Source organism: Micromonospora sp. USAFONa4 (assembly GCF_057197825.1).
On the sequence record NZ_CM170072.1, the window covers coordinates 5,758,478 to 5,782,120 of the forward strand.

Below are 23,643 nucleotides of genomic sequence, written 5' to 3' on the forward strand. Positions count from 1 at the left end.
GGAGACGGGGCCGATCCACGGTGGAGATTGGCGAGCGGACCGATTGGGTACATCCCGCGCCGACCCACTGGGAACCCCCACCGGAGGAACGTCATGCTCGCCATTCTCGCGGCGGTCGTTTTCGGCTTCGCCCTGCTCATCGACCTGCTGGACACCAACTTCGGTGCCCCGGACCTGTTCAACTGGAACACCCTCGTACTGATCGGCCTGCTGCTGCTCTCCCTGTACCTGGCCGGGGTCGGCCGGGGCCCGCGCGGCGGTGGCGGCGGCGGTGGCGGCCGCTGGTACCGGGGCCGTCGTCCCGGCCGCGGCTGACCGTATCCGATCATCACGGGCCCGGCCCGACGGCGCGCTTCCGGCGCCGTCGGCCGGGCCTTGTACTGTTCCCCTGATGGAGTCCGACGCCCTCTTCTCCCTCGGTGAACCCGCCGGAGCGCCCCTGACGCCCGCGGGTTCCGTCGGTGTGGACGGGTTCACCGCGGTGGGGGAGGACTCGCCGCTGCCCGTCCGGATGCGCCCGCGCAGCATCGACGAGCTGGTCGGTCAGGATCACCTGCTCGCGCCCGGCGCCCCGCTGCGCCAGCTCGTCTCGGCCACGGCGCCGATGTCGGTCATCCTCTGGGGCCCGCCCGGCAGCGGCAAGACGACCATCGCGCACCTGGTGGCGCGGGCCACGGACCGCCGGTTCGTCGCCATGTCGGCCCTCACCGCCGGGGTCAAGGACGTGCGCGCGGTGATCGAGACCGCCCGCCGCCAGCGCCGCTCCGGCGGCCCGCAGACGGTGCTCTTCATCGACGAGGTGCACCGGTTCAGCAAGACCCAGCAGGATTCGCTGCTCGCCGCCGTCGAGGACCGCACGGTCACGCTGCTCGCGGCGACCACCGAGAACCCGTACTTCTCGGTCATCTCGCCCCTGCTGTCGCGGTGCGTGCTGCTCACCCTCCAGCCGTTGGACGACGCGGCGGTGCGCGACCTGCTGCGCCGCGCGGTCGCCGACGAGCGCGGCCTCGGCGGCGCGCTCACCCTCGAGACCGAGGCCGAGGACCATCTCGTACGCCTCGCGTCCGGCGACGTACGCAAGGCGCTGACGGCGCTGGAGGCGGCGGCGGGCTCCGCCACGGCCCTCGGCGCCGGGCGGATCGACCTCGCCACCGCCGAGCAGGCGGTCGACGTGGCGGCCGTGCGCTACGACCGGGCCGGCGACGCCCATTACGACGTGACCAGCGCCTTCATCAAGAGCATGCGCGGCTCCGACGTGGACGCCGCGCTGCACTGGCTGGCCCGGATGCTGGTCGCCGGCGAGGACGCCCGGTTCATCGCCCGTCGCCTCGTCATCTTCGCCAGCGAGGACGTCGGCATGGCCGACCCGACGGCGCTGAGCGTGGCCACCGCCACCGCCCACGCCGTGGAGTACGTCGGGCTGCCCGAGGCGCAGCTCAACCTCGCCCAGGCGGTGATCCACCTGGCCACCGCGCCGAAGTCCAACTCGGCGACCACCGCGATCGGTGCGGCCATCGCCGACGTGCGGGCCGGCCGGGGCGGGGCGGTGCCGCGCGGGCTGCGCGACGCGCACTACTCGGGCGCCAAGGGGCTGGGGCACGGGACCGGTTACCGCTACCCGCACGACGACCAGCGTGGCGTGGTCACCCAGCAGTACGCCCCCGACGACCTCGCCGGCACCGACTACTACCGGCCCAGTCAGCACGGCGCCGAGCGCTCGGTCGCCACCCGGCTGCCGCTGCTGCGCCGTATCGTCCGGGGGCTGCCCGCGCCGGCCGCGCCCCCGGCTGCAGGGGGCGGGAGCGGTTCGGCGGACAACGGCCGCCGGCAGACGGACACGGGCGGCGCCGACGCGGCGCGAGAGGGCGGCAGTGACACCGCCGGGGAGGGTCAGCAGTGAAATCGCGTGGTTCGGAGCGACCGGAGGACGGCCCCGAAGAGCGGCGCGACTCCCGCGCCAAGGGGCGCCGCTGGGGACGGGGCAAGGCCGAGGCCGAGCCCGAGGAGCCGATCAGCGGCGAGGAGTTCGGCTGGATCGACGACCTGCGCTCGGCCAAGCAGCAGCGCACCGAGCTGGGGCCGGGCGGGCTGGAACCCGCCTCGCCTGCCGGCCCCCGTCCGGGTGACCCGACGGCTCCCGGCCCTGCCGGGCCGCCGCCCCACCGTGGCCCCGGCCCCGCCGCCGCACCCTCGGTGCGTCGCGGCGACGCCGAGCCGCCGCGCTCCCGTCCGGTGGACGGACCCTGGCCCGGTACGCCGGAACCACCCCGGCCGGCCGGCCCCGCCGCCCCCGAGGCCGTCCCATCGCACCAGCCCGTCCGCCGCCCCCCGGCGGCCGGTCGTCCGCAACCGGGCCCGGACGGCCCGGACCGGCGGCCACGCCCCGTTCCGGGCACCCCGACGGGCCCGCAGGCGATTCCGCCGGCCGGCCCGCAGCGGGCTTCCGCACCGCATCCGCAGGCCGGCTTCCCGGCGGCTCCGCAGGCCGAGCCGCGGACCGGGCCGCAGCCCGGTCCGGCCGTAGGCCCCCAGGTCGGGCCGCCGCCCGGCACGCCCCCCGGCACGCCGACCGGACCCCGGCCGGGTGCGCCGGTGCCCCCGCACCCGGACGCGCCGCACCCGGCCGGTCGGCGGCCCGACGGCCGCGCGGCGGTGCCGGGCGGTACGCCGCCACCGGCCGCCGCCGGGCGGCCCGGCGGTGCCGTGGGCGCCGCCCGGGTCGGTGTCCCGGCCCCCGGCGCCCCCCAGCCGCCCGCGGGTCCGCCGACCGGCGAGCTGCGCGGCGCCCCCGCCGACGGACGTGACCCCCGCTCCGGCCGGATGCGGCGGGGCCCGGTCGACGCCGGCGTTCCCGTCCCGCCGGACGGCACCGGAGCCGTGCCGGCGGCCGCCCCGCCAATGCCCGACGGCGACGGCACCGACCGGAGCCGACACCCCGGCGCGCCGGCCGGCCGACGCCGCGCCGCCGAGGAGGACGCGACGCCGGCACCTCGTCCGGGCAGTGCCCCGCCGGTATCGCGCACGGGCAGTGCCCCGCCGGTACCGCGTTCCGGCAATGCCCCGCCGGTGCCCGGCACTGGCGACGCCCCGCCGGTGCCGCGTTCCGGCAACGCCCCGCCCGTGCCCGGTGCCCCCGCCGCGCCTCCCGGCGTCGGGGTGCAGCCGCCGCACGGCTCCGCCCCGCGCGGCCGACGCGCCGCACCCGACGATGTCGAGGTCACGGGTCGGGGCCGGCGTGCGGCCGGCGACGACGAGACCTCCGGCCGGGCCGGACGCGTCACGGGCGGCGGTCAGCCCCCCGCGCGCCGTGCGGACGTCGGGGTGGTCCCACCCCCCGGCGGCCCCGCGGCCCCGGACGAGGCGGAGAACCCGCCGCGCCCGGCCGACGGGGAAGCGGGGCGCCGCCGGCCTGGTGATTCCCGGGCCGGCCGACCGGAGCGCCCCGCCGACTGGCTGCGGCAGGCCGGCCGGGCACATCACACCGACCCCGCCCTGCCGACGGTCAAGCGGTCGGTGCCGCCCGCTGGGGGCGGTCCGTCGCCGGTGCCGCCCGGGCCGGAGCCGCGCGGCGCCGAGACCGGCAACGTCCCGGCAGGCCGGGCGCGGCCCGGCGCGCAGCCGCCGCGACCCACCGACGCCACCGAACCCGGACGGCCGGCGGGCCGGGTCCGGCCCGTCGTCGAGCCGCCCCGGCCCGCCGACACCCCCCACCCCGGGCCGTCGGCCCGGGGCGCCGTCCGCCCCACGCCGGCCGGTGCACCGCCGCCGCCCGGCGCCCCGACCCCGGCCGGCCGGCCCCACCCCGACCCGCCCCCGGCCGGTCCCGCGCGGGGCACCGCGCGTCCCGACGCCGGCCCGGTGGGTCCTGCCCTGGGTGCCGCGCGCCCCGATCCTGGCCTGGCGGGTCCCGCGCGGGGTGCCGCGCGTCCCGACGCCGGCCCGGCGGGTCCCGCGCGGGGTGCCGCGCGTCCCGATCCTGGCCTGGCAGGTCCTGCCCTGGGCGCCGCGCGTCCCGATCCTGGCCTGGCGGGTCCGGCGCGGGGTGCCGCGCGTCCCGATCCTGGCCTGGCAGGTCCCGTCCGGGGCGCCGCCCGTCCCGACGCCGGCCCGGCGGGTGCCGCGCGGCCCGTCGCACCGCCCCCCGGGGCCGCCGGCGCGGCGTCCGTCGCCGGGCCGTCCCCGGCGGCCGCGAACCTGAGCGCGCCGCCCGGCCCGCGCCGCCCCGGGCCCGGCCCGTCGGGCCCCGCCGGTCCGGGGACGCACCCAGCCGTACCGGGGGGAGCCGAACAGACCTCGTCCGGCCCGGCCGCCACCGCGCCGGGCCCGGCCCGGCCCGGTGCGGGTTCCGGTGCCGCCCGGCCGCCGGCTGTCGGGCGGGACCGGCCCGAGCCGACGTCCGGCGCGGGCCCCCGACCCGGCCCCGGCGCTCCGTCCGGCGTGGCCCGGGCAGGCGCCCCGGTGCCCCGCCCCGGGCCCGAGGACCGCGCCGCCGGGCGGGCGATCCCGCCGCACCGCGAGCCGGGGCGGCCCGAGCCGTCCGGCGTCGCGCCGGTGCCACCGCCGGGGGCCGCGGGCGAGCCGGTGGTGGCGCGGGCCGCCGCGGCTGTCGTACCACCCGTCGAGCCGGCGGACGGACCGGCGCTGCGCCGGCCCGCGGAGCCGGATTCGCCGGACGACGACGCGGCCGGCCCCGGCGGGCTGCGCGGCGCGCGGTCCGAGCTGCGCCGCCGGATGCGTGAGCGGCGACGGCTGCGGATGGGCATCCTCGCCCTGGTCAGCGTGGTGCTGCTCGGCGCGGTCCCGCTCTATTTCGGCATCCGTACGCTCAGCCGCGATCCGGTCTTCGACACCCTCGACGAGCTGGACGTGCCGGGCTGGGCGGCGGTGCAGACCGTCGACGACGTCAGCGGCAGCCGGTGGTGCCTGCTCGACTGCCGGCTCCGCGAACGCACGGCCACCTCCGAGCGGCCGCCGGCGGAGACGGCACAGGTCTACGAGCGGGCGCTGGCCGACGACGGCTGGCAGCCGTGGAAGGTGACCCGCTGCCCCGAGCAACCCGCGAAGGGCAGCTACACGTGCTGGCGCCGGGACGAGCTGACCCTCGACCTGTGGGTACGCGAGCCCGCCTGCGTGCCGCCGCCGGTGGACGGGGAACCGGCGGTCGTGCCGTCGCCCGAACCGGCGACCGCTGCGGAGCAGTGCTCCGGCTCGTTGGTGTCGGTGAAGGTCCGCAACGCGATCGACGACGAGCGGACCCGGCCCCAGCCCACCACCGACCCGTCACTCACCGGGGAGGATCCCTTCCCGACGGTCAGCGAGGATCCGCTCGCGACGCCGACACCCTCACCGTCCTGAGCCGGTTTCCATCACGGACGGTAGGGTCTGGGGCTGGCGGACCGCCAGCCCCCGCCGGCCCCTCGCGGGTGCCGGGCGGCGGTGTGGGCAGGACGGTCGCACGTTCCGGGGGCGTCGGGTTCCCGGAACTCTGCTTGAGGAGGACAGGCGTGGGCTTTTTCGAGGTCGCGGCGCTGATCGCGGCGATCGCGTTCGCGATGCTGGTGCTGATCCTGACGCTGCCCATCCTGCGGCTGCGGCACACCGTGGACGCCACCACCCGGATGATCAACGACCTGAACGACCGGACCGCGCCGCTGCTGGGCGACGTGAACACCACGGTGAAGAACGTCAACACCGCCCTGGAGCAGGTGCAGACCTCCCTGGACGGGGTCAACCTCCAGCTCGCCAAGGTCGACACCATGACCAGTCACGCGCAGAACGTCACCGCCAACGTCGCGAACCTCGCGACCGTCGTCTCCGCCGCCGCCGCCAACCCGTTGGTCAAGGTGGCCGCCTTCGGCTACGGCGTACGCAAGGCCGCCTCCGCCCGTCGGCACGCCGAGACCGAGCGCGAGGTGCGCGACACCATCAAGCAGCAGCGGCGGGCCGCCAAGCGCGGCAACCGCTGATCCGGCACGACCAGGAGGAGCTTCGGAGATGAGGCGGTTGTTCTGGCTCGGCATCGGGCTGGCCGTCGGCGTGGTGGTGGTCCGCAAGGCCACCCGCACCGCACAGGCGTACACCCCGGCCGGCATCGCCAGCACGGTGACCGAATCCGCTGGCGGGCTGGCGGAGTCGCTGCGTAGCTTCGTGGAGGACGTCCGGATCGCGATGGCCGAGCGCGAGCAGGAGATCCACGAGGCGTTCGCCCAGGGCGAGGCGTTCGACGACCAGTTCGCCGAGCTGCGGGAGGACCCGCGCATCGGCGACCGAGAGATCTTTCCGGAGGAACACCAGCGATGAAGACGGCGGAGATCAAGCGGCGGTACCTCGCCCACTTCGAGGCGAACGGCCACACCGTGGTGCCGTCCGCTCCGCTGCCCGCCATCAGCGACCCGAACCTGCTGTTCGTCAACGCCGGCATGGTGCAGTTCGTGCCCTACTTCCTGGGGCAGCAGACCCCGCCGTACCGGCGGGCGGTCAGCGTGCAGAAGTGCATCCGTACGCCCGACATCGACGAGGTCGGCAAGACCAGCCGGCACGGCACGTTCTTCCAGATGAACGGCAACTTCTCCTTCGGTGACTACTTCAAGGACGGGGCGATCCCGCTCGCCTGGGACCTGGTCACCAAGTCCCAGGAGCAGGGCGGGTTCGGCCTGGACCCGGAGCGGATCTGGCCGACGGTCTACCTCGACGACGACGAGGCGTTCGAGATCTGGCGCTCGGTCGGGGTGCCGACCGAGCGGATCGTGCGCCGGGGCAAGGCGGACAACTTCTGGTCGATGGGCATCCCCGGCCCGTGCGGCCCGTGCTCCGAGCTGTTCTACGACCGTGGCCCGGAGTACGGCCGCGAGGGCGGCCCGGCGGTCGACGAAGACCGCTACATGGAGTTCTGGAACCTCGTCTTCATGCAGTTCGAGCGCGGCCCGGGCACCGGCAAGGAGGACTACCCGATCCTCGGTGACCTGCCGGCGAAGAACATCGACACCGGCATGGGCCTGGAGCGGATGGCCTCCATCCTCCAGGGCGTCGACAACCTCTACGAGATCGACGAGGTCCGGCCGATCCTCGACAAGGCCGCCGAGCTGACCGGCAAGCGCTACGGCGCCCGGTCCGGCCACGTCGCCAGCGAGTCGCACCCGGACGACGTGCGGCTGCGGGTGATCGCCGACCACGTGCGTACGGCGCTGATGCTGATCGGCGACGGGGTCACCCCGAGCAACGAGGGGCGCGGCTACGTGCTGCGCCGCATCATGCGCCGGGCGATCCGGTCGGTGCGGCTGCTGGGCTGGCAGGAGCGGGCGCTGCCCGAGCTGCTGCCGGTGGCCCGGGACTGCATGGCCCCGTCGTACCCGGAGCTGGCCGCCGACTTCGACCGGATCGCCGACTACGCGTACGCGGAGGAGGACGCCTTCCTGTCCACCCTGCGGGCCGGCACCACGATCCTGGACACGGCCATCGCGGAGACCCGCACGGCCGGCAAGCCGGCGCTGTCGGGTGAGAAGGCGTTCCAGCTGCACGACACGTACGGCTTCCCGATCGACCTGACGCTGGAGATCGCGGCCGAGCAGGGCCTGGCGGTCGACGCGGAGGGCTTCCGCCGGCTGATGGCCGACCAGCGGGCGCGCGCCAAGGCCGACGCGCAGGCGCGCAAGACCGGGCACACCGACCTGTCGGCGTACCGGTCGGTGCTCGACTCGGGCGGCCCGGTGCGGTTCACCGGCTACGGCGAGGTGTCCCGGGAGTCGACGGTGCGGGCGGTGCTCGGCGTCGACGGCCCCCGCCAGGCGGCGGTCGAGGGCGACACGATCGAGCTGGTGCTCGACGCCACCCCGTTCTACGCCGAGGGCGGCGGGCAGCAGCCCGACCTCGGCATGATCACCGTCGGCGGCGGCCAGGTCGAGGTGCTCGACGTGCAGCAGCCGGTGCCCGGTCTGATCGTGCACCGCGCCCGGGTGCTGCGGGGCGAGGTGCGGGCGGGGGAGACCGGCTACGCCGAGATCGACACCACCCGCCGCCGGGCCATCTCCCGGTCGCACACGGCGACGCACCTGGTGCACCAGACGATGCGCAACTTCCTCGGCGAGTCCGCCACCCAGGCCGGCTCGCTGAACGCCCCGGGGCGGCTGCGCTTCGACTTCAACACCCCGACGGGGGTGGCGCCGAGCGTGCTGCGCGACGTCGAACAGCAGGTCAACGAGGTGCTCCTGGCCGACCTGGAGGTGCACGCCTTCATCACCTCGCTGGAGGAGGCGCGGCGCATCGGCGCGATGGCGCTCTTCGGCGAGAAGTACGGCGAGGAGGTGCGGGTCGTCGAGGTCGGCGACTACGCCCGCGAGCTGTGCGGCGGCACCCACGTCTCCCGTTCCGGCCAGCTCGGCCTGGTGAAGATCCTCAACGAGTCGTCGATCGGCTCCGGGGTGCGCCGCGTCGAGGCCCTGGTCGGCATGGACGCCTTCAACTTCCTGGCCCGGGAGCACCTGCTGGTCTCCCGCCTCGCCGAGCTGTACCGGGTGCCCAACGACCAGGTCGCCGACCGGGTCGAGCAGACCGTGACGCAGCTGCGCGACGCCGAGAAGGAGCTGGAGAAGCTGCGGGCCCAACTGGTGCTCGGTGGCGCGGCGGCGCTCGCGGCGCAGGCCAAGGACGTGGGCGGGGTCGCGTACGTGGGCACCGAGGCGCCGGAGGGCGCGGCCGGCAACGACGTGCGTACCCTCGCCCAGGAGGTCCGGGGCAAGATCGATCCGGCGCGGCCGGCGGTCGTCGCGGTGGCGGCCCGGGCCAACGGCAAGGCCTCGCTGGTCGTCGCGGTGAACCAGGCCGCCCGCAGCCGGGGCCTGGCCGCGTCGGACCTGGTCAAGGCGGCCTTCTCCGGTCGCGGCGGCGGCAGCCCCGACCTGGCCCAGGGTGGCGGCCTGCCGGCCGCCGAGGCGCCGAACCTGCTCCGCACGGTCGAGAAGGCGATCGCCGACGCGTGATACGTGCTCGCAGCGGCCAGGGCGGACCCGCGTGGTCCGCCCTGGTTCGTCGTTTCAGGGGGAGTCACCGACCGTGAGTGGGTTGTCCCGGGGTGTCCGGCTCGGGGTGGACGTCGGGCAGGTCCGGGTGGGGGTCTCCCGCTCGGACCCGCACGGCGTGCTGGCCACCCCGCTGGTGACCCTCGCCCGCGACCTCACCGCCGCCCCGGACGCGGTGCCGGCCGACATCGTCGCGCTCGCCGCGCTGGTGGCCGAGCACGAGGCGGTGGAGGTCGTCGTCGGCCTTCCGGTCAATCTCGCCGGTAAGCACGGTCCCGCCGCCGTACACGTGAAGGCGTACGCTGGCCGACTGGCTGATGTAATAGCGCCCGTTCCGGTGGCGCTCACCGACGAGAGGATGTCCACGGTCGTGGCGTCTCGTAGGCTTGCCGAGCGTGGGGTCCGAGGAAAACGGCAACGAGCGGTGGTCGACCAGGCTGCCGCGGTGGAGATTCTGCAGAGCTGGCTGGACGCGCAGCGGAGGCGGACGCGATGATGGACGATCTTGACCTCGGGTTCGACGAGCAGGACCGGGGGGAGAAGGGCAAGCACCGGCGCGGCGCGGTGCGCAAGCGCAAGGAGGGCTCCTCCGGCGGTGGCGGCCGGGGCAAGACGGTCCTCGCGCTGCTGCTCGCCGTCGTCCTGCTGGGCGCGATCGGCGGCGGCGCCTTCTACGGCTTCGACCGCGTCCAGAGCTACTTCATGACCCCCGACTACGACGGCGCGGGCACCGGCGAGGTGACGGTCGAGATCAAGCAGGGCGCGCTGATCGCCGACATGGCCAACGCGCTGGTCGCCGCCGACGTGGTGAAGAGCGCCAAGGCGTTCATCGAGGCCGCCGAGGGCAACGCCCGCAGCAAGAACATCCAGCCGGGCACGTACAAGCTGCGCAAGCAGATGAGCGGCGAGAGCGCGGTCACCGCGATGCTCGACCTGAAGAACCGGATCGTCAACGGGGTCACCATCCCGGAGGGCCGGACGGCGAAGAACGTCTACCAGTTGCTCTCCAAGGAAACCAAGATCCCGGTGAAGGACTTCGAGGCGGCGGCGAAGGACCCCATCGCGCGGGGCGTGCCGGACTGGTGGTTCAAGCGCAGCGACAACAAGAAGGTCAAGCCGTCGATCGAGGGCTTCCTCTACCCGGACACCTACGAGATCCCGCCGAAGGCGACCGCCGAGACCATCATCGAGCTGATGGTCCAGAACTTCCTCAGCGTGACCGGTGAGATGCAGTTCGCCGACCGGGTGCAGAAGGAGCGCGGGGGCATCAGCCCGTACGAGGCGCTGATCGTGGCGTCGCTGGCGCAGGCCGAGGCGGGGAACAAGGACGACCTGGGCAAGGTCGCCCGGGTGGCCTACAACCGGGTGTTCGGCGAGTTCGACTGCAACTGCCTGGAGATGGACGTCACGGTCAACTACTACCTGGAGCTGACCGGGCAGAAGACCAAGACGTCCGGGCAGATGACGGCCGCCGACCTGGACAACCCGAAGAACCCGTACAACCGCAAGCTCAAGGGTCTGGTGCCCACCCCGATCAACAATCCGGGCAAGCAGGCCATGGAGGGGGCGATGGACCCGCCGCCCGGCAAGTGGCTCTTCTTCGTGGCGATCGACAAGGAGGGGCACTCCGAGTTCGCCGAGACCTACGAGGAACACCTGAAGAACGAGGCCAAGGCCAAGGAGGCCGGGATCATCTGATGGCGACCGCACGCCGTGCGGGGGTGCTCGGCACGCCGATCGCGCACTCCCTCTCCCCGGTGATTCACCACGCCGGCTACGCGGCGGCGGGGTTGACCGGGTGGTCGTACACCCGGATCGAGTGCGCGGCGGCGGAACTGCCGGACGTGGTCGCCGGCCTGGGCCCGGAGTGGGCCGGGCTGTCGGTGACCATGCCGGGCAAGGAGGCGGCGCTCGCGGTGGCCGACGAGGTCTCGCCGGTCGCCGCCGCCGTCGGCGCCGCCAACACGCTGGTACGCCGACCGGACGGCTCCTGGTACGCCGACAACACCGACGTGGTCGGCATGGTCGAGGTGCTCACCGACGCCGGGGTGCGCCCGGGCGCGACGGTGACCGTGCTGGGCGCGGGCGGCACCGCCCGCGCGGCGGTGGCCGCGGCGGGGCGGCTCGGCGCCCGCGCGGTGACCGTGGTGGCCCGCCGCCCGGCGGCCGTCGAGGAGCTGCGCCCGGTGGCCCGCGCCGTCGACGTGCCGATGCGCGCGGCGGCCTGGGACGACGACGCGGCGACCCACCTCGGCGCCGACGTGGTGATCTCGACCGTGCCGAAGGGAGTCGCCGACCCGCTGGCCGTCGCGGCGGACTGGCGGCCCGGCACGGTGCTCTTCGACGCGCTCTACGACCCGTGGCCGACGCCGCTGGCCGCGTCGGCCGAGGCGGCCGGCTGCCGGATCGTCTCCGGCCTCGACCTGCTCCTGGCCCAGGCGGTGGGCCAGTTCGAGCACTTCACGGGCGTTGCCGCGCCCCGGGCGGCGATGGCCGCCGCCCTGACCGCCGCCCGCGCCGCCTAAGAGCTGCCCGTCACCGCGACGTGTCCTTACCGGCCGTGGCCTTCGTCCAGTTGATCACAGTGCTGGCGATGATGTAGAGCATGATTGCGAGCAGTGCTCCACCGACGACATAGGCTGTGACATTGCCGTCGGCTCTGGCGACGAGCAGACCGGCGCCGACGGCAACCAGCGCTGAGATGACCAGGATTGTGGCCCCCCGGGCCTGCATCGTGTTCCGGCTAGCTTCTCTCACCTCGGCGGCCCCCGATTCTCTTCTTCGATTCGCACGGTCGGAGTTCCTGCCCTGACCAGATGGTGACACCGGTCATGGCGGCGACCGCGTACGACAGATACCCGCCGATGAACAAGAGCAACCGACCGACTGCACGTGTGTCGCCGCAAGCGTGCGGCCTCGACCTGCTCCTGGCCGACGCGGTGGGCCAGTTCGCGCACTTCACGGGCGTCGCGGCGCCCCGGGCCGCGATGGCCGCCGCCCGCGCCGCCTGACCGCCGGCGCGGGGGCGGGAGTGTCCCCTGTGGTCATCCAGGGCATCCTTAGGCGACGGTTAAGACGCGCTTAGGTCCGGCTGTCGTCCCCACGTCACGCCGTGGCCGTGGTTACGCTGCTGACCGTCACCGCCCGACACACAGGGAGTTCACCTTGGCTCGGCACGGACTGCACCGCCTCACCCGGCAAGCCGGCCCTCGGCGCAAGGCCGTCGTCCTCGGCGTGGCCGGCGCCACCGTGGTGGCCGGCATCGTGGCCACCACGATGCCGCTGCTGGCCGCCGACGACCTGTCGATCCCGGCGACCGCCGACACCACGGCGACCATGGTGTCGCAGGACGGCGACAACGGGGCGAAGACGACGCTGGCGACCTGCGCGGCCCGCTGCGACGGCAACCCCCGGGGCGGCCGGGAGGCTGTCGTCCAGTTCGCCGTGACCACCCTGCCGGCGGCGGCGGTCAACGTGCGGGCCACCCTGCGGGTGCACGCGTGGCAGGAGTTCCCGGCGACCGTGAGCGCGCACGCCTCCGCGGTGGACGCCCGCGCGGCCCGGCCGACGCCGGCGCTGCCGGGGGCGGCCCTCGACACCGTCTCGAAGGTGGCGAAGGGCTTCAACGAGTGGGACGTCTCGGCCCTGGTGAAGGGCAACGGCTCCTTCACGGTCTCGCTCGCACAGACGGGACTGGAGACCCGGATCTACTGGGCGTCGACGGAGAACCGCAACCCCGACCTGCGCCCGCGCCTGGAGATCCGCTACGACGTCGGCGCCCGGCCCACGCCGGTGGTGACCAGCGCCGCGCCGTCGCCGAGCCGGACGGTCGCGCCGAGCCCCGCGCCGAGGCCGACGCCCAGCGCCAGCCCCACCCGCGCCACCCCGAGCCCGTCGGCGAGCCCGTCGGCCGGTACGGACCGGTGCGGCGCGGTGTCGAGCAGGCTGGTGCCCTCCTGCGGCGCCTGGTGGGGGATGTACTCCCCGTCGAGCGCCGGTGACGGCTGGGACCACGGCGCCGCGGTCGCCGACGTCGAGGCGCAGGTCGGGCGCAAGTTCGACATCGTGCACCGCTATCACGACTTCTCGAACGCCGGCAGCAACGGCGCCTTCCCCGACGCCTACCAGCGGCAGCAGATGCGCGAGGGTCGGCTGATGTTCTTCGCCTGGGAGTCGCGGATCTTCTCCTCCGGCACGGTGCTGACCTGGCAGGACGTCTACAGTGGCCGGTACGACGCCACCATCGACGCGGTCGCCGGCCGGATCCGCGACACCGGCGTGCCCGTGTTCATGGGCTTCGACCACGAGCCGGAGGACGAGCCGGCCAAGGGCAGCGACGCCGACTTTGTCCGCGCCTGGCAGCACGTGCACGACCGGTTCGCCAAGGCGGGCGCCGACAACGCGGTGTGGGTGTGGACGATGATGGGCTGGTCGGGCCACTACGACCGCTACGCCGGCCTCTATCCCGGTGACCGGTACGTCGACTGGGTGGGCTACGACCCGTACAACTTCCACGTCTGCAACGGCAGCAAGGTCTGGAAGAGCCCGGCCACCACCATCGGCAACTTCTACCGCTGGCTGGACGAGAACCGCCTCGGGGCCGGCAAGCCGCGGATGCTCGCCGAGTTCGGCACCAACTTCGACGCGGCCGACCCGGACGCGAAGCGGCGCTGGTTCGAGGAGTTCCCGGCGGCGCTGAAGGCGCACCCGAAGATCAAGGCGGCGATCTACTTCAACTCCCCGGGGATGACCCGCCGGACGGACACCTGTGACATGACCATGAACCACGACGCCGCGTCGGTGGCGGGGTTCGCCCGCGCCGGGCGCGACAGCTACCTGCGGCAGCCCACCGGGGGCGCCCGCTGACACCGCGCGTTCACACTTCGCCCCAGAGTGATACGGGCGAGTCGGACATCCGACTTGCTGTGTGCGGTGTCATGTTGCTGATGCAGTGACCGCCCAATCGGCGGATATCGCCGGCCTGGGTCGACCAGGCACGCTACGCGGGTTCTCTCCCGACATGGAGGCGTAGCGTGCCCGACATCCCGCTCTCTCGGCGAACCGCCGGACTCCGCACCCGGGCGGGGGTGGTCGCACTCGTGACCGCCGCCGCCGTGCTGGCCGTCCCCACCGGGACCTCCGCCGCCCTGGTGCCGGCGCCCGAACCGGCGACCCTGGTCTCGGCCAATCCGGCCGACGCCACACCGCACGCCAGGGACGGCGAGACCCGCGCCTTCGCGCAGGTCGGCTCCACCGTGTTCGTCGGCGGCAGCTTCACCCAGATCCGCCAGACCGCCAGCGCGGCGTGGACCACCCAGCGTTACCTCTTCGCGTACGACCGGGCCACCGGCACGATCTCGACCAGCTTCCTGCCGGTGCTGGACGGCGCCGTCAACACGCTGGTCGCCGGGCCCGGCGGCACGCTGATCGTCGGCGGCACCTTCAAGAACGTCAACGGCGTCTCCCGCAAGAACCTGGTGGCGCTCAACCCCGCCACGGGCGCGATCGTCGACAGCTGGGTCGGCCGCTCCGACGGCGGCACCGTGCGCGACCTGGCGCTGCACGGCAACTGGCTCTACGTGGCCGGGGCGTTCAACTGGCTCAACGGCACCGCGCACGCCGGGCTCGGCCGGCTCAACGCCACGACCGGCGCGATCGACCCGACCTTCAACGTCGACGCGACCGTCGGGCGCCACGGGACCACCTCGTACGTGTGGACGATCGACGTCGCCCCCGACGGCGGCACCCTGGCCGTCGGCGGCAACTTCACGCTCGTCAACGACCTGCCGCGCAACCAGATGGCGCTTGTCGACCTCACCGGCACCCCGGCGGTGCTGGACTGGAGCACGGAGAAGTTCGTGCCGCCGTGCGCGTCGCCGGCGACCTTCGTGCACTACGTGCAGGACGTCAAGTTCGGCGGCGACGGCAGCTGGTTCGTCGTCGGCACCAACGGCGGCTCGGGCTGGCCGGCCGCGTACTGCGACGCGCTGGTGCGCTTCGAGACCGCCGCCCGGGGCACCGGGCAGCTCGGCACCTGGGTCGACTACACCGGCAACGACACCATCACCTCCGTCGAGGTCGCCGACAACGTCATCTACCTCGGCGGGCACTTCCGCTGGCTGAACAACCCGAACGCCAGCGACACCGCCGGCAAGGGCGCGATCGACCGGCTCGGCATCGCCGCGGTCACCCCGGCCACCGGCATGCCGGTCAACTGGAACCCCCGCCGCAGCGGCAGCGCGTCGATGCCGGCCGGCACCAGCAACTGGGGCTCCTCCGTGCCGGTGCTCTGGCGCGGCAGCGACGGCCTCTACTTCGGCCACAACTCCGACGGCATGGGCAACGAGTACCACGGCCGGCTCGGGATGTTCCCGCTGACCGGCGGGCGCACCATCACCCCGAAGAACGCGCCGACCGCGACCACCGGCAACCTCTACGTCGGCACCGGCGCGGGCGAGCTGGCCAAGGTGCCGTTCGACGGGACCAGCCTGGGCACCCCGACCACGGTCAGCCAGCCCAACTACACGGCGGCCGGCGCGACCTGGCGGGTGGACGACCGGATCTACTGGTCGCACACCGTCGCCGGCACCCCCACGGGCAGCCGGATCGACATCTCGCTGTTCAACGGCGGCGCGATCGGCGCCCCGTGGGAGGCGTCCGGCTACAACGACTGGTTCAACCCGGCGCTGATGACCGGCGCGTTCTACCTCGACGGGCGCCTCTACTACACCCGCTCGGGCGCCAGCGGCCTCTACTACCGCTACTTCGAGATCGACGGCAACTACCTCGGCGCCACCGAGTTCACGCTGCCCACCACCGGAGTCACCTGGTCGGCCGTGCGGGGCATGGCCTGGGTCGCCGGCCGGATCGTGTACGGTGCCACCGACGGAACGCTGCGCAGCGTGCCGTTCGACCCGACGGCCGCCCCGGCGGTCGACGGAACGACGGCGACGGTGGTCCCGGCGACCGCCGGCGTGACGTGGTCAACGCCGTCGACCTTCTTCTCCGTGCAGTGACGGTCGACTGTTCGTAACGGAACATCGGTAGATTGTTCACGTTGGGCCGGCGACGGATCAGCCGTCGCCGGCCCGCACGACGTGGGGAGGGTCGTTGGTCGGCTCGGGTGGCAACCGCAGAGGGCTCGCGGTGCGGGTCGTCTTCGCGGTCAAGCGCCGCTGGTACACGCTGCGCTATCCCGGGCTGACGCTGGGTCGGGGCGTGGAGATCCGCGGCCGGATCCGGCTGCGCCGGGGCGTACGGGTGAGCATCGGTGACCGCACCCGGATCAACAAGCTGGTCCGCTTCGCCGGTCCCGGCGAGGTGCGGGTCGGCGCCGACTGCCTGTTGAACGCCACCTGGATCGGCACCTGGACGTCGGTCACCATCGGCGACCGGTGCCTGCTCTCGGACTGCGAGCTGCTGGACAACGACTTCCACAACCTGCCCCCCGAGCAGCGGCACGACCCGCCCGTCCCGGCCACCCGTGCCCCGATCACGATCGAGGACAACGTGTGGATCGGGGCGCACGCCCTGGTGATGAAGGGCGTGCGGATCGGCCGGGACAGTGTCGTGGGCGCCGCCACGGTGGTCCGTACGGACGTGCCGCCGCGGGTCGTCGTCGCTGGAAATCCACAACAGACGGTGAAGAAGTTCCATGACTGACGCTTCCTCAGGCACCTGGGCCACGGACGTACCCGCCAGCGGTGGCGGCACACCGGGCCGCACCGTCACGCTGACCGACCTGCTGCGCGTCCCGCTGCACCGGATCCGGCTCGTCGGGGCCGTCGCCGCGATCGGCCTGCTCGCCGCGCTCGGCTACGTGGTGCTCGTACCGGCCGCCGTGTCCGCCAGCGCGGTCGTGGCGGTGCGTCCCGTCGTTACCGACGCGTTCACGCCCAGCGGGGCCGCCGCCGACCGGGCGGTGAACATGAACGTGGAGAGCGGCATCGCCACGGGCACCGACGTGGTGCAGCGGCTGGCCGACTCGGGCAACATGGACCCGCGCGAGGTGCGCGACGCCCTCGAGGTCGAGGTGCCCACCGGCGGGCAGATCCTGCGCTTCGTCTACCAGGCCCCCACGGCGGAGCAGGCGGTCGAGGGCGTCAACCTCGCCGCCCAGGCATACCTCGACGTGCGCCGCACGATGTACGAGAAGCAGCGTGAGGAGATGCTGCGCTCGTACGACGAGAGCATCGCCAAGGTCGCCGCCCAGCAGGCCGCCCTCCAGAAGCGGGTCAACAACGCCCGGGAGGGCGCCGTCGACGCCGCGGTGACCGAGCTGACCGGCATCAACAACCAGCTCACCCAGCTCAACTCCGCCCGCACCGAGATCGCCGCCGTCGACGTCAACCCCGGCTGGGTCACCCAGAGCGCCGAGCGGGCCCTGGCCTCCACCGCCGGCAACCGCCCGCTCTACCTGCTCGCCGGCCTGCTCGGCGGGACGCTGCTCGGCGTGGTGCTGGCGTACGCCTGGGAGTCGATGGACCGGCGGATCCGGTCGGTCGACGACGGCCGGGACGCCACCGGGCTCCCGCTGCTCGGCACGGTCCGCAGCCGCCGGTGGCGCGGCGGCAAGGAGGCGGTCGACGCCGACATCCGGTACGTGGCGATGGCCATCGCCGAGCGGGTGCGCCAGCCCGCCCGGGTGTCGCTGCTGACCGCCCGCGAGGAGGACCCCACGGCCATCACCGCCGGGCTGGCGGTGGCGCTGGCCGCCGTCGGCCGGGAGGTCTTCGTCGCCGACGACAGCGGGCGCGCCGACCGGCTGCGCAGCACCGTGCTCGCCGACCGGGAGCGGCTGCCCGCCGCGGCGGACCCGTCCCGCCCGCTCGTCCCGAAGCCCCGGCCGGCCGGCTCGACGACGGACGGCAAGAGCGGCGGCACCGCGGAGCCGGCCGCGGCCCGTCGCCCGTCGCCGCACCCGATCGGCGCCCGCCCGTCCACCGACCCGGACGCCACGCTGACCCTGCCCCGGGTCACCTCGACGGCGGCCGGCGGCAACGGCAAGGCGGCGAGCACCGACCCGGTGACCGTGGGCGCGGGCAGCGTCCGGTTCGGCATCTGGCGGCAGGGCGCCGACCACAGCCTGGTGCTGTTCAACGCCCCGCCAGCGGAGTCCGACGAGCGCGGGGTGGCCGTCGCCCGGCAGGGCACGGCGGTCGTCGTGGTCGAACAGGACCGGACCCGCCAGGGCGACCTGCGCCGCCTCGTGGAGCGGCTGCGCGCCGCCGGGGTCACCCCGCTCGGCTTCGTGTTGACGCGCTGCGGCCGGGGCTGATCCGTGCCGGTCACCCGCGCGCCGGCCACGACCGAGCCGGGCGGCGGCCCGGGCGCCGCCGCGTCGCTGCCGCAGCCGCCGCCCCCGCCACGGTTGCCGCTCTGGCCGCTGGCGTTGATGTTCGGCCTGGTGCCGGTGTGGTGGCTGGCCGGCGCGTTCTACCTCGGGTGGCCCCTGCTCGGGGCCCTGCTGTTCGCGCTGCTGTTCATCCGGGGCCGGGTGCCGCTGCCCCCGGCCGCCGGGATCTGGCTGCTGTTCCTTGCCGTCGTGGTGGTCAGCGCCACCCAGTTGCATTCGCCGGCCTCGGTGCTGACGTTCGCCCTGCGGCTCGCCTTCTACCTCACCGCGCTCGTGGTGGGCGTCTACGTCTACGCGGTCGCCCGGGAACGCCCCGACCAGGTCACCGTCCTCCTTCCGCTCTGCGCCTTCTGGTTCGGGCTGGTCGCGCTGGGCTGGCTGGGCGTGCTGGCCCCCCGGTTCGCGCTGACCACCCCGGTGGAGGTGCTGCTTCCGGGTGGGGTGGCCAACACCCCGTTCATCCAGGACATGGTCCACCTCACCACCGCGGAGTACAGCGCCCGGTCGTTGAACCCGATCTACCGGCCGGCCGCGCCGTTCGCGTACACCAACAACTACGGCAGCGCGTACGCGATGACGCTGCCCTGCGTGGTGGCCTTCACCATGCTGCGCCGGCGCGGCGTGCTGCGCTGGGCGCTGCTGGCGTCGCTGCCGCTGTCGCTGGCGCCGGCCTTCCTCACGCTCAACCGGGCGATGTTCCTCAGCCTCGGCGCCGGGCTGGCGGTGCTCGGCGTCCGGGCGGCGCTGCGCGGCAACGTCCGGGTGGCCGCGTCGATCGTCGGGGTGGTGGTCACCGGTGGCCTCGTCACCCTGTTCATCCCGGTCACCCAGCTGATCGGCAACCGGGTCGAGTCCAGCGACACCAACACCGACCGGCTCTCCCTCTACGTGGAGGTGATCCGGCGGGTACGGGAGTCGCCGTGGCTCGGCTACGGCGCGCCGGTGAACGTCGACACCGTCAGCGCCGAGGCGCCGATCGGCACCCAGGGGCAGTTGTGGATGGTGCTGTTCAGCCACGGCGTCCCCGCGCTGCTGTGCTTTCTCGCCTGGTTCGTGGTCGCCGCGCTGATCTGCGCCCGGGCCACGTCCGCCGCCGGGCAGTGGCTGGCCGTGGTGCCGGTGGTCTGCCTGGTGCAGATCCCCTTCTACGGCATGGCCAACCAGAACCTCGCGGTCGCCTTCTTCGCGGTCGGCTTCGCGATGGCGCTCACCGAGCGGGAGACGGCGGCCCGACCGCACCGTCCCCGCATCCCGCGCCCGGAAGCGGTGCCCGCATGACCGCCGCCACCCGCCCGCCGTCCGGCCCCCACCCGGCCGCCGCACCCGCCGCGCCGGGTCCGGGCGGTGCGCCGACCGGCGACGACACGGAGACCCGCCGCAGCGTCCGCAGCGGCGTGGCCGGGCTGGTCGGCGCGGCCACCAGCGGCCTCTTCGGCTTCCTGCTCGCGGTGGTCATCACCCGCGGCTACGGCACGGTCGGTTCCGGGGCGTTCTTCGCCGCGATCGGTGTGGTCACCGTCGCCACCGCCGTGTGCACCCTCGGCGCGGAGACCGGGCTGATGTGGGCGCTGCCCCGCCGGCGCCTCGGCGCGCGGGGCGACGCCGCCCGGGTGCTCCCGGTGGCGCTGGTCCCGCCGCTGCTGGTCGCGGTCGCCGTCGCCGTGGGCGGGGTGCTCGCCGCCGACGCGCTGGCCCCGCGCCTGCTCGGTGGATCCGGCGTCGACGGCGCGGCCCTGCTGACGGCCAGCTTCGCCGCGGTGCCGGTGGTGGTGGCGATGACGCTGCTGCTCGCGGCGCTGCGCTGCGTGCGCCCGATCCGGGCGTACGTCGGGGTGCAGTTCTTCCTGCTGCCGGTGGCCCGGCCCGTGCTGGTCGGCGCGGCGGCCCTGGCCGGCGGTGGCCTGCTGGCCGGCATGACCGGCTGGCTGGTGCCGGCGGCGCTCGCCCTGCTGGCCTGCCTGACGCTGGTGGCCGGCCCGCTCGGCGTCGGCCGGGGCGCACCGCTGCGGCCCGCGCGGGACGACTGGTCGGCGTTCTGGCGCTTCGCGCTGCCGAGGGCCGCGTCGGCCGCCATCGACGCCGGCAACATGTGGGTGGGCGTGCTGCTCACGTCGGTGCTCGCCGGGCCGGCCGACGCCGGCGTGTTCGGCGCCGTCGGGCGCTACATCCTCGCCGGGCAGCTGGCCATGCAGGGGCTGCGGGTGGCGGTGTCACCGCAGCTGTCCCGGCTGCTCGGGCGCGGGGACCGGGCCGCGGCGGCGGCCGTGCACCGGCAGTTGACCACGTGGGGGCTGGTGCTGTCCTGGCCGGTCTACCTGCTGCTCGCCGTCTTCGGGCTGGCCTTCCTCCAGCTCTTCGGGCCCGAGTTCACCGCCGGTGCCCCCGCGATGACCGTGCTCGCGCTGGCCATGCTTGTGAACACCGGGGTCGGCAACGTGCAGAGCCTGCTGCTGATGGGCGGGCGCAGCGGGCTGCACCTGGCCGCCACGCTGGCCGGGCTGCTGGTCACGGTCTCCCTCGGCCTGTGGCTGATCCCGGCGCACGGCGCGACGGGGGCGGCGCTGGCCTGGGCGCTCGGCATCGCCACCGAGAACCTCACGGCGGTCGGCTGCGCCCGGGCCGTGGTCGGCCAGCCGCTTGTCGACGCGGCGATGCTGCGGGCCGGGGCGGCCACCGTCGCCGGGGTGGGGACCGCGGCGGGGATCGGGGTGCTGGCCGGCGGCCGGGGGATCGGCGGCCTGGCCGTGGCCCTGGGCGTGCTGGCCGCCGGCTGCGTCGGCTTGTTGACGTTGCCCCGGGTGCGGCACCGCATCCGGGTGACCATGGTGCAGGTTCGTGGGCGGCAGGAGGCGGCCCCGGCCGCCACCGGGCACGCCCCGGAGGAATCGAAGGGCAGGTGAGGTTCGTCGTGCCGTCCATCCGAGACCGGGTGAAGCAGCTCGTACCGACCCAGGTGACGGAGCGGGTGCGGGAGTCGCTCGTCGACTACGGGGTACGGACCAGCGACCGGCGACCGCTGCCGGACTTCCTCATCATCGGCACCAAGCGGGGCGGCACCACCTCGCTGTGGAACTACCTGATCCAGCACCCGCTGGTGCCCCGGCTCTTCCCGGCCTGGAACACGAAGTCCTCGCACTACTTCGAGGAGCACTGGCGCCGGGGCGAGGCCTGGTACCGCTCGCACTTCCCCACCGAGCGCCACCGGGAGGCGCTGGAGAAGCGGCACGGCGGGCCGGTACGCGTCGGCGAGGCGGCGCCGTTGTACATGTTCCACCCCCTCGCGGCGCAGCGGGTCGCCGCGCTGATGCCGTCGGTGCGGCTGATCGTGCTGCTGCGCGACCCGGTGGAGCGGGCGTACTCGCACTGGAAGGAGCGGCGCACGCACGGCATCGAGCCGCTCGACTTCGCCGCCGCGCTGGCCGCCGAGCAGGAGCGCACGGCGGGGGAGCGGGAGCGGCTGATCGCCGAGCCGGAGTACTTCAGCGAGCCGTACGACTGGTACACCTACCGGGCCCGGGGCCGCTACCTGGAGCACCTGGAGCCGTGGCTGGAGCGCTTCGACCGGGAGCAGATCCTCTTCCTGCCCAGCGAGGACCTCTACCGCGACGCCCGGTCCACCTACCGCCGGACGCTGGACTTCCTCGGCCTGCCCCCGCACGACCTGCCCGACTTCAAGGTCTACAACGACCGCCGCTCGTCGCCGCTGGAGCCGGCGGTGCGCGCCGAGCTGACCGAGTACTACCGCCCGTACAACGACGCGTTGCGGCAGCGGCTGGGGCTGGAGCTCGACTGGCCGGACCAGGCCCCGTGACGGCGCGGACCACCGCCGCCGACCCCCGCACGCGCACCGACGGGCTGGGCTGGGTCACCAGGGCGGTGTTCGACGACGAGCGGATCGCCCTGACCGTGGGCGCCCCGCCGCCGGCCGGGCACCGCGCCGTCGCCCGGTACGCCGTCGTCCCGTCGCTCGCCCGGGCCCGCTTCCTGCTGCCGCTCGGCGCGCCCCGGGCCACGGCCGCCTCGCTGCTGGCGTACAACGCGCTGCGCCCGCCGAAGGTGCGGGCCGTGCGGGCCGGGCTCGGCACGCTGGCGCGGGTCGGCGCGGTCGACCTGGCCCCGTTCCCCCGGCTGACGGTGTCGCTGCCCGAGGGCGTCGCGGCCGACGAGGCGCTGCTGGCCGGGCGGCTGGGCGCCGCGCTCGGGAGACAGGCCGTGTACGCGGCCTGCGGGGTCCGCCCGCCGGACCCGAACCACAAGCCCACCCTGCAACTGTTCGCCCCGGACGGCCGGGCCCTCGGCTACGCGAAGATCGGCTGGAACGGGGCCACCCGGGCGCTGGTGACCACCGAGGCGGCGGCCCTGCGGGAGTTGCCAGCGGTGACCGGGGTGCCCGACCACCCGGCGGCGCCCCGGCTGCTGGCCGAGACGACGGCCGCCGGGCAGGTCGTCGCGCTGGTCGAGCCGCTGCCGCCGGCCGTGCGGGGCGTGTCGGCCGGCGAAGCGCCGCGGATCGCGGCCCTGCTGGCCGTGGCCCGCCGGGGCCGCCCGCCGGCGCCACCGCGCCCCCTGGCCGGGTCGGCGTTCCTGTCCCGGCTCGCCGCCGACGCCGGGCGCGCCGCCGCCGGCACGCCGGACGGGGCCCGGGCGGTCGCCGCCGTCGCCGCCCTGACCGACCGGCACGGCGACACAGCCGTCGAGTTCGGGCACTGGCACGGCGACTGGGTGCCCTGGAACCTCGGCGTGCACGCCGGCCGCCTCGTCGCCTGGGACTGGGAGCACAGCGGGCCGGACGTGCCGCTCGGCTTCGACCTGGCGCACGACGCGTTCCAGCGGGCCCTGGTGCTGCGGGGCGAGCCGGCCGCGGCGGCGGCGCGGGCCGTCGACGCCCACCTCGACCGGCACGGGACCGACCTCGGGCTCGGGCCGGCGGCCCGCCGGCTGGTGGCCGACGCCTACCTGCTGGAGATGTGGCTGCGCACCTGGCGCCTCGCCGACGCGGGCGCGGGCTGGAACGCGGCGCTGCATCCCGCCCTGCTGGACGTCGTCGAGAAACGACATAGCGGCTGATCCACCGAAATCGCCGGGGCCTGCGGGCCACCGTCGACTCCGGATAGTGACGAAGAAACTCCAGGTCGTGACGATCGTCGATACCGATGGTCGACGCGGCGCACCCGATCCGCCACCCGCGGAGATCGACTTGTCGCCCGGTCGCCCTATTTCACCAGCCGGGGGACGTGTGATCTGCTGTCGCGTGGCGACCACCGAACATCCAAG

19 protein-coding genes are annotated in these 23,643 nt (G+C 74.7%); 18 read left to right on the top strand and 1 reads right to left on the bottom strand.

What is annotated here, in order from left to right; all coding sequences use genetic code 11:
- The first annotated feature begins 93 nt into the window (after positions 1–93).
- From AC0OO9_RS25385 to AC0OO9_RS25425, 9 genes are all read left to right on the top strand, one after another.
- Positions 94–315 (top strand): hypothetical protein, encoded by a 222-nt coding sequence (locus AC0OO9_RS25385; protein ID WP_089000992.1) that lies wholly within the window; start codon positions 94–96, stop codon positions 313–315.
- A 76-nt stretch (positions 316–391) separates the two neighbouring features.
- On the top strand, positions 392–1,900 hold the full coding sequence (locus tag AC0OO9_RS25390; protein WP_484512901.1) for a replication-associated recombination protein A: 1,509 nt from the start codon (positions 392–394) through the stop codon (positions 1,898–1,900).
- Positions 1,901–4,731: 2,831 nt separating this feature from the next.
- The gene (locus AC0OO9_RS25395; RefSeq protein ID WP_132240211.1) at positions 4,732–5,355 is read left to right on the top strand and encodes a hypothetical protein; all 624 of its coding nucleotides are present in this window, start codon (positions 4,732–4,734) and stop codon (positions 5,353–5,355) included.
- Between the two features lie 149 nt (positions 5,356–5,504).
- Positions 5,505–5,966, top strand: coding sequence for a DUF948 domain-containing protein (locus tag AC0OO9_RS25400; protein ID WP_089000990.1), 462 nt, complete (start codon positions 5,505–5,507; stop codon positions 5,964–5,966).
- Positions 5,967–5,994: 28 nt separating this feature from the next.
- Complete coding sequence (locus AC0OO9_RS25405) at positions 5,995–6,300, top strand: hypothetical protein (RefSeq protein WP_132240143.1); 306 nt, start codon at positions 5,995–5,997, stop codon at positions 6,298–6,300.
- On the top strand, positions 6,297–8,975 hold the full coding sequence (gene alaS / locus AC0OO9_RS25410) for an alanine--tRNA ligase (RefSeq protein ID WP_484512904.1): 2,679 nt from the start codon (positions 6,297–6,299) through the stop codon (positions 8,973–8,975). Before AC0OO9_RS25405 ends, alaS begins: the two co-directional genes overlap by 4 nt.
- A gap of 73 nt (positions 8,976–9,048) precedes the next feature.
- Positions 9,049–9,510: a Holliday junction resolvase RuvX gene (gene ruvX, locus AC0OO9_RS25415; RefSeq protein ID WP_484512906.1), complete on the top strand. Its 462-nt coding sequence runs from the start codon at positions 9,049–9,051 to the stop codon at positions 9,508–9,510.
- Entirely contained in the window at positions 9,507–10,712 is a 1,206-nt protein-coding gene (gene mltG, locus AC0OO9_RS25420) for an endolytic transglycosylase MltG (RefSeq protein ID WP_484512908.1), read from the top strand. Before ruvX ends, mltG begins: the two co-directional genes overlap by 4 nt.
- A complete protein-coding gene (locus tag AC0OO9_RS25425; RefSeq protein ID WP_484512910.1) occupies positions 10,712–11,539 on the top strand; it encodes a shikimate dehydrogenase in 828 nt (275 codons plus the stop codon). The genes mltG and AC0OO9_RS25425 overlap by 1 nt, the downstream gene beginning before the upstream one ends.
- Before the next feature lie 10 nt (positions 11,540–11,549).
- On the opposite strand, the gene AC0OO9_RS25430 is transcribed toward AC0OO9_RS25425, so the two are convergent.
- Entirely contained in the window at positions 11,550–11,747 is a 198-nt protein-coding gene (locus tag AC0OO9_RS25430; RefSeq protein ID WP_484512912.1) for a hypothetical protein, read from the bottom strand.
- Positions 11,748–11,830: 83 nt separating this feature from the next.
- Between AC0OO9_RS25430 and AC0OO9_RS25435 the strand changes: the two genes are divergently transcribed.
- The 9 genes from AC0OO9_RS25435 (at position 11,831) to AC0OO9_RS25475 (ending at position 23,436) form a co-directional block, all read left to right on the top strand.
- The gene (locus AC0OO9_RS25435; protein WP_484512914.1) at positions 11,831–12,025 is read left to right on the top strand and encodes a hypothetical protein; all 195 of its coding nucleotides are present in this window, start codon (positions 11,831–11,833) and stop codon (positions 12,023–12,025) included.
- A 154-nt stretch (positions 12,026–12,179) separates the two neighbouring features.
- Complete coding sequence (locus tag AC0OO9_RS25440) at positions 12,180–13,880, top strand: CBM96 family carbohydrate-binding protein (protein WP_484512916.1); 1,701 nt, start codon at positions 12,180–12,182, stop codon at positions 13,878–13,880.
- 221 nt (positions 13,881–14,101) lie between these two features.
- Entirely contained in the window at positions 14,102–16,030 is a 1,929-nt protein-coding gene (locus AC0OO9_RS25445; protein WP_484512918.1) for a hypothetical protein, read from the top strand.
- A 94-nt stretch (positions 16,031–16,124) separates the two neighbouring features.
- A complete protein-coding gene (locus AC0OO9_RS25450; RefSeq protein WP_484512920.1) occupies positions 16,125–16,676 on the top strand; it encodes an acyltransferase in 552 nt (183 codons plus the stop codon).
- Entirely contained in the window at positions 16,669–18,291 is a 1,623-nt protein-coding gene (locus AC0OO9_RS25455) for a lipopolysaccharide biosynthesis protein (RefSeq protein ID WP_484512922.1), read from the top strand. Before AC0OO9_RS25450 ends, AC0OO9_RS25455 begins: the two co-directional genes overlap by 8 nt.
- A gap of 117 nt (positions 18,292–18,408) precedes the next feature.
- Positions 18,409–19,647 carry an O-antigen ligase family protein gene (locus tag AC0OO9_RS25460; protein WP_484518041.1) on the top strand — a complete coding sequence of 413 codons (1,239 nt, stop codon included), beginning with the start codon at positions 18,409–18,411 and terminating at the stop codon, positions 19,645–19,647.
- On the top strand, positions 19,644–21,269 hold the full coding sequence (locus AC0OO9_RS25465; protein ID WP_484512924.1) for a lipopolysaccharide biosynthesis protein: 1,626 nt from the start codon (positions 19,644–19,646) through the stop codon (positions 21,267–21,269). The genes AC0OO9_RS25460 and AC0OO9_RS25465 overlap by 4 nt, the downstream gene beginning before the upstream one ends.
- A gap of 8 nt (positions 21,270–21,277) precedes the next feature.
- Positions 21,278–22,180, top strand: a complete 903-nt coding sequence (locus AC0OO9_RS25470) for a sulfotransferase domain-containing protein (protein WP_484512926.1) — start codon at positions 21,278–21,280, stop codon at positions 22,178–22,180.
- On the top strand, positions 22,177–23,436 hold the full coding sequence (locus AC0OO9_RS25475) for a hypothetical protein (protein ID WP_484512928.1): 1,260 nt from the start codon (positions 22,177–22,179) through the stop codon (positions 23,434–23,436). The genes AC0OO9_RS25470 and AC0OO9_RS25475 overlap by 4 nt, the downstream gene beginning before the upstream one ends.
- Positions 23,437–23,643 lie beyond the last annotated feature (207 nt).

What these genes read in the sequence shown, in the direction of transcription:
- AC0OO9_RS25425 (WP_484512910.1), top strand. Translation starts at nt 10,712, where the DNA reads ATGGCGACCGCACGCCGTGCGGGGGTGCTCGGCACGCCGATCGCGCAC.
- alaS (WP_484512904.1), top strand. Translation starts at nt 6,297, where the DNA reads ATGAAGACGGCGGAGATCAAGCGGCGGTACCTCGCCCACTTCGAGGCG.
- AC0OO9_RS25460 (WP_484518041.1), top strand. Translation starts at nt 18,409, where the DNA reads ATGTTCGGCCTGGTGCCGGTGTGGTGGCTGGCCGGCGCGTTCTACCTC.
- AC0OO9_RS25455 (WP_484512922.1), top strand. Translation starts at nt 16,669, where the DNA reads ATGACTGACGCTTCCTCAGGCACCTGGGCCACGGACGTACCCGCCAGC.
- AC0OO9_RS25395 (WP_132240211.1), top strand. Translation starts at nt 4,732, where the DNA reads ATGCGTGAGCGGCGACGGCTGCGGATGGGCATCCTCGCCCTGGTCAGC.
- AC0OO9_RS25465 (WP_484512924.1), top strand. Translation starts at nt 19,644, where the DNA reads ATGACCGCCGCCACCCGCCCGCCGTCCGGCCCCCACCCGGCCGCCGCA.
- AC0OO9_RS25435 (WP_484512914.1), top strand. Translation starts at nt 11,831, where the DNA reads ATGGTGACACCGGTCATGGCGGCGACCGCGTACGACAGATACCCGCCG.
- AC0OO9_RS25430 (WP_484512912.1), bottom strand. Translation starts at nt 11,747, where the DNA reads ATGCAGGCCCGGGGGGCCACAATCCTGGTCATCTCAGCGCTGGTTGCC.
- AC0OO9_RS25385 (WP_089000992.1), top strand. Translation starts at nt 94, where the DNA reads ATGCTCGCCATTCTCGCGGCGGTCGTTTTCGGCTTCGCCCTGCTCATC.
- AC0OO9_RS25390 (WP_484512901.1), top strand. Translation starts at nt 392, where the DNA reads ATGGAGTCCGACGCCCTCTTCTCCCTCGGTGAACCCGCCGGAGCGCCC.
- AC0OO9_RS25405 (WP_132240143.1), top strand. Translation starts at nt 5,995, where the DNA reads ATGAGGCGGTTGTTCTGGCTCGGCATCGGGCTGGCCGTCGGCGTGGTG.
- mltG (WP_484512908.1), top strand. Translation starts at nt 9,507, where the DNA reads ATGATGGACGATCTTGACCTCGGGTTCGACGAGCAGGACCGGGGGGAG.